The organism is Streptomyces palmae (assembly GCF_004684805.1).
Taxonomy (GTDB): Bacteria; Actinomycetota; Actinomycetes; order Streptomycetales; family Streptomycetaceae; genus Streptomyces; species Streptomyces palmae.
In genome coordinates this window covers 1-11,108 of record NZ_SRID01000227.1, presented here as the reverse complement: position 1 = coordinate 11,108, position 11,108 = coordinate 1, and the positions used below count along the sequence as shown (strand labels likewise).

1 pseudogene is annotated in these 11,108 nt (G+C 72.5%); it reads left to right on the top strand.

The annotated features are described in order from the left end of the window. Positions 1 to 11,108, top strand: a pseudogene (locus E4099_RS33135) (hypothetical protein); the annotation flags it as partial.

Here is an 11,108-nt window from a genome sequence, read left to right as displayed (position 1 = left end):
GGGTGCCGGGCGGGGTGCAGTTCGACCCGCTGCCCCCGGAGACCGTGGCCGACCTGCACCAGCAGGTGCTGGACGCGCTCGGGCTCACCCCGCAGGACCCGCACCACGCGGAGGTCACCACGCAGCTGGCCGCCCAGCTGAGCGGCCAGTCCCTGCACGACAACCGGGTCATGCTGCTGAGCCGGGACGGCCACCGCCTCCACCTGGTCTACGGCGGCGCCACGCACCCGGTCGACGTCCGGCTGCGGCTGTCCGACCCGGCGCCCTCCGCCCGGTACGGGCAGGCCGGCCGGGTCCCGCCGCGGAACAACGAGGAGCGCCAGTCCTCCGGCTACGACAGCAACTCCCAGGGCAGTACGACCTCGGTGCGCGCCCTCTCCGTACCCACCTGGGCCGGCACCTTCGCCAACGCCGCCAACAAGCTGGCGGTCCCGGTGCTGTCGGAGATCTGGAACCGGTTCACCGGCTTCTCCTTCTCCGTCACGCCCACCGGCAGTCTGGGCCGCAACACCCTGTCCACCACGGTCACCCAGTCCGTCGTCTCGACCAGTCTGCTGCGCAGCGGCGAGCCGGCGACCCCGTACGACTACCGGGCCTCGTGGAGCGTCCGCACCCCCGTACCGACCGTGTCCACCGGGACCCCGCAGAACACCGGTAGCACCACTACGACAGAGCCCGACGCGACGCGCGGGAACGACGAGCACATCGAACTCCCGGAGATCGACCAGGAGAACAACCAGGAGGACGGCTCCGGCTGGTCGCCGCCGAGGGAGTCCGGCGTGGTCACCGCCTGGTTCCCGGCGCATCTCAAGACCACCGGCCCGGAGGACACCACCGGGCCCGCGCATCTGATCAGCCGGGACGCCGCGGAGTTCGCTGAGCACCTGGACAAGCTGCCGCTGTGGGCCCTGGACTCCCTGTCCGATCCGGGCGCCCTGCTGCGCGGGGTCCGGCAGCAGTACGCCACCGAGCTCGGCACGCTCTCCCCGGAGTCGCTCACCGCCGTGGAGCGGTTCTTCGGCGGCCCGCAGCAGTTGGGCGCGCTTCCGCTGCAGCGGCTCTCGGCGGGCCAGGGCGAGGACACCCGGGGCACCCTCTCGCCGATCCTGCTGGACTCGAAGGGGAACGCGGTCGGCCTCTTCAAGGTGGTCGCCGAGGTCACCCCGCGCGCGGGGGACGGGCTGCGGGACACCGAGGTCGGCACCCCGTACAACTTCGAGCGCTCGCTGGACCGGCAGACCAAGGTGGACTCGATGTCCAAGGTCTCGGTCACCCTGGGCGCCGAGGGCTCCTTCGCGGCGAACTGGAACGCCCAGTCACCGAATGGCCCGTCCGCGCTGCGGGACTTCAACTTCGGGCTGAACACCACGCTCAAGGGCGGCGGCAGCTGGCAGAAGGACCGCGGCTTCGGCGCCGGGGCCGGCCACAACACCGTGCACAACCTGCGCGGCAACACCGGGCACGTACTGACCCCGGCGCGGGTCCGGTACCGCGTGACGTTCATCCCCGCGGACGGCACGACCCGGCCCGCCTGGACCGCGCCGCCGACCGACGCGCGGATCCGCACCCTGCGCCCGGAGACCGTGAACGGCACCGTCCCCGAGCAGAAGCCGCGGCCACCGGCCGAGGTGGCGACGCTGAAGGCCCTCGGGCTGACGGCGATGCCGCTGGCGGTGGACGGCGCCGGTGTCCAGGCCGTCCTGGCCGACGCCCGCGCCTGGCTCAGCGAGCACGGATACCTGCCGGCGGCGGGCGAGTCGACCGGCCCGGCCGGCGAGGCCCTGGTCAAGGCGCGGCTGGAGAACCTGCGCAAGCTGATGCTGCTGACCTCGCCGCAGGGACTCCAGTCCGGCGTGGACGAGATGATCGACGGCGGCTACGTGGTCCACTTCAACAAGCCGGGACCGGCCGGCGGCAACGACCGGGTGGCACTCCGGCTGGACCTGCGCCGCGAGACGCCCGAGGACACCGGCGGCCAGGTCAATGAGGTCAGCCACCACAAGACGATCAGCGGTGTGGTCATCCCGAACACCAGCGGGATGACCGTGCCCGGCACCAGCCAGCAGGCGCGGACCACCTCCCGGTGGGTCGGCGGCGGCCTGGACGCGGGCGGCACCAAGGACGGCCCGGTCCGCGGCTCGGCCACCGGAGAGATCAAGCACACCACCCAGCACGCCGAGACGCTGTCCCTGGGCACCGGGCTCTCCTACTCGCAGCTGATCGGGACGGGCAAGCAGAATACCGAGGTCTTCCGGGTGCCCGCCGTGCTCAGCCTGGAGATCCTGTCCGGCCAGGAGTCGCTGCACCGCTACCACTCCGGCTATGTCACCGGTGCCGACGGCACCCCGGGCAACCAGCCGCGGGCCTATCTGGACGTCGCGCTGCCGGACGGCCGCACCCTGCCCGCGAACAGCACCGACACGGCCGGCGGCGCCGGCAACGGCACTGCCGGCACCACGGACGCGGCGAGCACCGACCAGGATCCCGGCGGGCTGCTGCCGGACAACGCGGTGGTCGACGTGATGCGCGGCAGCGCCGAACTCAACGCGCTGCTCGACCGGATGCTGCGCGAGGTGCCCGTCGAGGATCCGCCCGGGCAGACCACGGCCGCCACGCCGGACCAGGACGGCGGCCTCATGCCCGGCAGCTTCCCGACCGGCCCCGTCCCGCAGGCCGGTCCCCTCCTGCCCACCCACCAGGAGCAGGCCGGCCCGTCGGCGACCACCGGCGCCGCCTCCTCGCTGTGGTCCTCGGCCGTGGACACCGCCAAGTCCCTGGCCGGCCAGGTTCTCGACGCGGCGATGACCGTGCGCCACACCCTGACCGGCGACGACCGCGCCGCCTCGGAGACGCTGCTCGGCGAGGCCCTGCACGCCCAGCTCACGCCCTCCGCGCTGTCCGCACGCGCCCACCAGATCCTCAAGGGCACCTACGTCATCGACGACCTGTTCGTGCCCGGCGCCCTGGGCGGCACCGACCTGGTCGTGGAGGTCCGCGCCAAGCTGGGCAACCTCCGAAGCCTCGGTACGGTCACCCAGTACGGGGAGATCGACCTCGGCACCACGGACAGCGCCTCCCACCAGGTCACCGACACGACCGTCCTGGAAGGGGGCGGCGGCTTCGGCCTGAAGTCGGGCAACACCCGCCCCGAGGCCGAGGCCGCGGCGGCGAATCCCGACGCGGCCGGGGCGGGCAAGGGCCCGGTCACCGGCGGCGGCAACGTCAAGGTGGTGCACGGCCGCGGCAGCTCCCGCGCGGTGACCGCCGCCGCGTCCACCAGCATGACCCGGGTGCCCTCGGAGAGCGGTACCCACCACCGCGTCGCCGCCGACATCGCCTACGAGGTGACCCTGCGCCGGGGCGTGCGCGGCGGACCGGTGCACTCCACGATTCCTCCGCTGACCCGCGAGGTCACGGTGCGCGACGGCGTGCAGTTCCTCGCCACCCCGGAGCAGGCGCACCGGGACGGCGGCCGGCTCGCCGGGCTGCTGGGCCTGCCGGACCGGGACGGCGGACAGCAGGTCGACCACAACCTCTCGCTGCCCTACCGCTTCGTCCAGCAGGGCGTCCTCGGCCTGGCCGCCGTGCTGGACGTCACCACGCTCTCCGGCCCGCTCCCCGCCCCGGGGGCCACGAACACCGCCGCCAACGGGCCGGTCCAGGAGACCCAGCACCAGCAGCCGGCCACCCAGGACGGGACCGTCCCGGAGCAGCACACCCCCGAGCGGCCGCCGCGGGCCGAGCGCCAACTGCTCCACGAGCGGCTCACCCGGCTCGTCGAGGAGCGGGCACCGGGCGCCCTCACCCCCGGCAGCTCCCACTATGTGCCCGGACTGCGGCAGCGGATCGCCGACTTCACCTCCCCCGCCGCCCTGTCCACCCTCACCGGCCGGGGCGACGGCCAGCCGCTCAGCTTCACCTTCCCGTATCCCGACGGCACGACGGCCAAGGACGTCACGGTGCGGCTGGCGGGCCGCTCGGGCTGGACGCCGGAGCAGCTCGCCCAGGTGCGGGGCCGCCCGGTCGGAGCGGGTGCGGGGCTGGAGAACTTCACCCAGCACGCGCCGAACAACATCACCGAGACCCGGAGCACCAGCACCAAGTGGTCCGGCTCCCTGTCCGGCAGCCTGTCCGTGCCCACGGTGGACGGCAGCAGCCACAAGCTGGGGGTCGCCCCGGGCACCTCGTACTCCACCACCCGTACGGACTCCGCCACCAACACCAGCACCGCCGAGAACCGGCTGTGGCAGCGCACGGAAGGGGGCGCCGAGTTCCGGCTGGCCTGGACCTTCACCGCGGAGGTCGAGGTCGACGGGGTGTCCCACCCGATCGATCCGGTGCACGCGGGTGTGACCGTACGCTTCGCCCTCGACCGCGACCCGGTGGGCCCCGATGCCGACCTCGCCCCCGAGGGCGGCCGCCTGGGGCAGGGGATCCACCGGCAGGACCCCCGGCACACCGACCCGCGGCTGGCCGACGCCGTCCCGCTGCGCCCCACCGGCACCGAGGCCGTCTACGGGCCGTCCCATGCCCCGGCGCTGCTGGACGCGGTCCACCAGGTGGCCCCGAAGCTGGCCCGCGGCGGCGGGCTCGACGGCGGCCGGAGCGAAGAGGCGGCGGCGGTGCGGCTGACGGAGCTGCTGCACGGCGGGCAGCTCTCCATCGACGGGCTGCGGCAGGCCGCCGGGCTCGGCGGAACCCTCACCGGCACCGACGGCCGACCCCCGGTCGTGATGACCACCGAACTGTTCCGGCCCAGGATCGCCGGCGACTCGCACGGGGTGACCCTCGACCGGGTCCGGCAGACCGGCGCCGGGATGTCCGCCTCCTCCTCCACCTCCCGCTCGGCCAACTTCACCCTCGGCCTCACCCACACCGTCGACTCCGCGGGCAAGCAGGCCCTCGGCGTCTCCACCACCCCGCTCCAGTACCAGTCGGTGCCCCAGGGCCAGGGCGGTGGCGTCTCGGTGGGCGGCCGGCGCTGGACGAAGATCGGCACCGCGGGGCAGCCCACGGCCACCAGCGGCCTGCTGACCTACGAGGTCGAGGTGGACACGGTCACCACCGTGACGGGGCCGACCGGCGAGGTCCGCCACATCACCGGCACCGCGCTGCTGCGCGTCTCCGAACTCGACCTGCTGGGCATGGGCGTCCTGCCGCGGGCCGACCGGGGCGAGGGCGTCTGGGACCTGTCCGTACTGACCCGCCCCACCTCGACCGAGTCGACCACCACCGGCACCCCGACGCCGCCACCCGCCACCGGGACCCCGAACCGGCGGACCGCTGCCGAGCTGGACCAGGAGATCACCGATCAGCTGATCCAGGAGGCGGCCCAGGACCAGGACCCGTCCGGGGAACGCCGGATGCCCCAGCTCTGGCTCTCCCTGCCCGCGAACGCCGACCCCGGGCTGCGGCGGGCCGCCCTGGACCGGGCCGCCGCCATCGCCCGCGCCTCCCGGACGCCCGTGGAACTGGCCCTGCGCGAGGACTCCGGCACCCACTTCCAGGTCTTCGACGCCGACGGCCGCCCGCTCGACCCGACCCTGCCGCCCAACGGCTCCCGCGACGAGACCCAGGTCACCCAGCCCCCGCACCAGAACGGCCAGAACCAGAACATCTCGCTCCAGAACGACCTGGGTCAGAACGGCCAGAGCCAGAACAGCCAAGTCCAGAACGGACTGGCTCGGAACGACCAGGACCAGAACGGCCCGCTCCAGAACCCGCTGGCACCGAACCCGGGCGACCAGTCCGAGACCAACACCTCCGCGGCGCCCGTGAACACCACCGAGCTGAGCGAGGACACCACCGAGGAAGGCGGCGCCACCCGCCCGCTGGGCGAGTTGGTCGAGCACCCCGTGCTCCCCCAGGACCTGCGGCAGTTCCACGGCACCAAGACGGCCGCGGTGAACACCGAGCGCTTCGACCCCACGTTCCGCCAGGAGAACCGCAAGGCCGGCCGCCTCAACGGCGACTGGACCCTGATCCGCAACAACGTACGCCGCGAACAGCTCGCCGACGGGCGCACCGTGCGGCACTTCTTCGTCACCCTGCCCTTCGCACTCGGGCAGAACCTCGGCCCCCAGGACCTGGCCGCGTTCAACCAGCAGGTCCAGCAGACCCTCGACACCCACGTCAACCGCGGCTACCGGCTCCCCGGCTCGGGCGACCAGCTCATGGTGACCGCGGAGTTCGTGCACGCCCCCACCCACGGCGAGGCGATCACCCTCACCGACACCACCAACCCCGACCGGGCCGACCAGCGCCACTGGGACCTCAACCACGACCAGGCCATCGTCACCCACGAACTCCTGCACTACCTCGGTCTGGCCGACGAGTACCTGGACACCAGCGGCCTCGCGGAGAACGACCCCCACATCTTCCGCCGCGACCCCAACAGCACCGGAGTCCACGACCAGGGCCTCATGGTCCAGGCCGGCCAGGAGGCCCTGCGCCACCTCCCCGCCGACTACCTCACCACCATCGAGAACGTCAGCGACACCGTCCTCATCCCCCTCCACACCGCGACCACCACGACCACGACGTCCACCACGACCACCACCACCGACCCCAGCACTCCCCAGCCCCGGCTGGCCCCCGACAGCACCCCCGACCAGAACACCAGCGCCGCCCCGAACAACGGCAAGCAGAAGGCGACCGACCGCCCCGAGCGCTCCCCGGCCGTCATCAAGCAGCCGCACTACGCCTCCGGCGACCAGTTCGGTATCGCGGCGGCCCTCCTCGCCGACGACAAGCTCTCGGTCTATGTGACCTACGACGAGGGCACCCAGCTGCGCGGGGCCACCCGCATCGCCGACTTCTACCGTTCCTCCCCGGCCCTGGCCGACCGGGTGCATGTGGTCAAGTCCTCGGACCTGGACGCCAAGATGAGCGAATTCGGCGCCGAGCACGGGCTGAAGACCAAGGGTGAGCTGAAGCGGGCCCAGCTGGCGGTGGGAGACGCCACCAAGCGGGTCGGCGAGGACTTCACCGACGACGTCCGGACGAAGGTCCGGGCGGCGTGGGGGGTGGGACCCGACGAGCGGGACGCCGGGGTCGAATCGTGGCTCCGCGACAAGGGCATCACCCTGGCGCCGGGGGACAAGGTCGCGGTGGTGTGGTCGCGCTTCAGCGGCAAGAAGGGCGAGGTGCACATCGAGCACGACACCGGCTACCTCGGCGTCGCCCAGATCATCGCCGGACTCGGCGATATGAAGGCCGTGCTGATCGTCGGTGACTCCGGCTACCGACCGGGCGCGGGGGACAAGTTCACGACCATCGCCACCTACTACAACACCGGTGAGCTGCCCGGCGCCGAGGGCGGCGAACGCCCGGCGGGATTCACCGCGCAGGTCGCGAACCTCACCGAGTTCTGGAACGACCCCGGTGCCGCGAACTGGGGCGGCAACACCCGCACCGGCCAGTTCCAGCTCTTCGACTACCTCGACCGCCATGCCCAGACCCGCCACATCGGCTTCCGCAGCGGAAACCTCGAAGCCATGGCGCTGATGGGCTTCGGCGTCCGCTACCTGGAGGAACCCAACAGCGAGATGGGCGGTTACCGGATGACCGCCTGGCACGAGGATCCCGAGAACCCGGGTCGGACCGCGACGAACGGGAAGGCGCCGGGCTACGAACGGCTCATCGTCACCCAGTCCCCGACCCGCTCCGGGCAGCACCAGAAGAGCCTTCCGCTGGAAACCCGCGTGGAAGAGCAGAAGCACGCCCAGTGGCACCAGGACGACAAGCTCGCCAAGCACCTCGCCGCGAACGACGGGACCGCCTCCTCCCGCCCCAAGGGCTTCGCCGACGAGGACCTGGCCACCATCGACGCCTACCTCCGGCACGGCGACCCCAGCCACGGCATTCCCGAGTCCGTCGTGCGGCAGGTCAAGGAGATCGGCAAGGACACCGCCAAGGCCCAGGACGACATCGACCGGCTCGACAAGGACATCAGGGCCACCGAGCGGGACATCGAGAGGACCAAGGAGAAGGCCCAGCAGCCGGCCGAGCCCCAGAGCTCCGAGGCCGCGGGCAAGAAGAAAAAGAAGGCCCCGCCCACCCTCCAGGAGCTGGAGACCCAGAAGAACATCCAGGAGCGGGCGCGGGAACAGGCGCAGACGCGGCTGGAGACGCACCAGCGTGCCTTCACCGAACTCTTCACCGGCGAACACGACCGGACGGCCATCCTGCGGGCCCGCAACATCCACGCCCAGACCGTGGCCCACCTCCTCACGCCCCCGCCGCCGAACCAGCCCCCCGCACAGAACACCCCGGGCTCCGGAGACCACCAGCCGAACGCCGACAACCAGCACGCCGAGCCCGACGCCGACCAGCAGAACACCGGACCGGACGCGGAGAACCAGCACGCCGAACCGGACGGCGCCAACCAGAACGCCCAGCCGGACGCCGACAACCAGAACACCGAACCGAACGCCGAGAACCAGCACGCCGAACCGGACGTCCACAACCGCCTCGCCCCCGATACCCCGCTCGGCGACATCACCACCAGCCCGGCGCCGTTCACCAACCGGGGCCGGGGAGCCAACCAGGGCGCCGGTGGCCACCAGGGCAGCGGACGCGGCGGCTTCCAGCAGCAGGGCCGCGGGGGCGGCAACGCCAACCAGCGCGGCGGGCACACCGGCAACCAGACCGGCCGCGGCGGCGGGCAGACCGGCGCGACCGGCCGCGGGGGCGGGCACACCGGCACCACCGGCCGCGGCGGCGGCAACGCCAACCAGCGCGGTGGACACCACCAGCCCCAGGGCCCGGCGCAGCCCGCCGCGCCCTCGGCCCCGGTCGCGTACTCCAACACCCTGTTCGACGACCTCACCGCCGGCGCGGGCCACCACACCCTGAACGCCGACACGTACCGCACGCGGCTGGCCGAGAGCATCGACAACGCCCGCCCCATCTCGTACGTCGTCAACGCCATCGTGGACCGCGGGACCCTGGAACGCCCCGGCGAGCTCCAGAACTTCATCGACTCCGTCCATCGGGGGATGTCGGACGAGATGGTCGGCCGGGTGGCGGTGGTCGTCGGCGTCAATGAGCGCACTGAGAACGACGCGGGCATCCGAGCCGCCATCCGGAACGCCGTCGCCGACCTCGACTGCCCGTTCGCGCTGGCCCTGGTGCCGACCCCGATGTCCTGGGAGGGCGACTCCTTCCCCTATGGCACCGCCCGCAACCTGGTGCTGACCAGCGCGGGCACCCGCCAGGCCCTCCACGGGATGCTCAACGGGAACACCCACCCCTATGTGTCCTTCCTGGACTTCGACACCTACCCGCACATCACCCCCGACGGCAGCCATGTCTTCGACCACTTCGAGTCCCGGCTGAGCTTCGAGGGGGACACCGGTCCCAGGCCCCACCAGGGAACGGCCCCGAACGCCGAGCCGCACACGCCCCCCCGAAGGGAGGACGGGAACGGGGATCTGCTGCCGCCGCTGCGTCCGTTCCTGCTGTCGGGCGGCTACACCACTCCCGATGCCTCCGACACCCCCGCTCGCGAGCGCCTCGTCAAGGACACCGCGGACCGGGTGCCCAAGCTGAAGCCGGGCAAGCAGAAGGCGTACCGGGAAGCGGTGCCGGAGGGCGTCAACCAGTCCCATCTGCCCCGCTTCGACCGCGAGATCGACCGCGACATGAACGCACGGGACCGCCAGCGGGCGCAGGGCCCGCTCGTCCCGTACTCCCCCGAACCCAACCTGTTCGTGGACGGACTCGCCGTCCTGCTCTCGGACCCCCGACTGCGCCCGATCCGCTTCGGGGACGGTGCGGGCGAGTACCACGCACTCGCGGACAGCCTGATGGAGATGTGCGACTGGGAGATCAAGGACGAGGCGGCGCGTGCGTTCGGGGCCACCGCCGAGCGTCCCCCGCTCAAGAACCCGGACCACGACACCCGGCTGAGCCTGGCCCTGGACAATTTCCGTCTCGACCGGCGCGGTACGGCCTTCGTCACCGACTTCCGCGCGGCGGCCACCCAGACCGACCTGTCACGGCTGCTGCTGGGCTCCCTCATGGGTCCGCTGCCGCAGAACCACGGCGATGTGGTCCCCATCGCCCGCCTGGTCAACCAGGGCACGCAGCGCAGGGGGCTCACCGACGCGCAGAAGGAGGGCTTCCGCCAGCTCCGCGACTCCGGGCAACTCCTCGGTGCGAACGACCCGATGGCGCCGCGGAGCTATGTCCACACCACCGTGGAGGAGGCCCGGGCGGCCAACCAGGCCACGACGGACCAGGAGCGCGCCAAGGCGGCCACGAAGCATGCCGAGGGGTTGAGGAGGCGTGCCAAGGAGGCACGGGACCAGGCCCAGGCTGCCCGGGACCGTGCCAAGGAGGCCGTGGACGACATCGACAACTCCTTCTCCTACAAGCCGGTGGCGTCCGTCTCCTGGCGGACGAAGGACCCGATGCGACTCGGCCTGAGGGACGAGCATCTGCCGCTGCACCTCATGGACGCCCTGTACAGCTCCGACCAGGGCGCACTCCTGCGCGGGCTCCGCGACTTCGAGGCCAACCACCTGCCCCGGCTGGACACCCGCGGGCGCCCCGGCTCCCTCTTCGCCGCACTCCAGACCGCGCTCGGCCCGGGTCCGGCCCCCGCCGGCGGTACCGCGCACCCCGCCGCGGCCGACCCGGTACGGAACATGCTGGGCCAGATCACCCGCACCTACCGGACCATGGCGAGCATGGACACCCTGGTGGAGCGCAGCACGGACGCCGGGATCTCCGTGGACGAGTTCTTCATCCGCCTGGTCAACGGCCGCATCCACCCGATGACCCACACCCTGGAGGAGTTCCGCACCGGTCATCCGAACACTCCCGTGGCCTCCTCCTCGACGGCCCCGCCCCGGCCCCTCACCTTCGGCATCGAGGCCCCCGCGCGACTCGTGCTCGGCCTCTACGCGAACGCCCTGGGGCACACCATCGAGATCACCGGGTCGGACGGACACACCTGGCAGACGCAGCGACCGGCCGCGTTCCGCGGCGTGCTGCGTCTGACCTGGTCCTCGGATGGCTGGCACGCCGTCCGCGAGCAGGCGCCCGCCGGCACCGGCAACGCCTGGGGCGCCCCCCGCCCGGGCCCGTCCACCGGCTCCGGC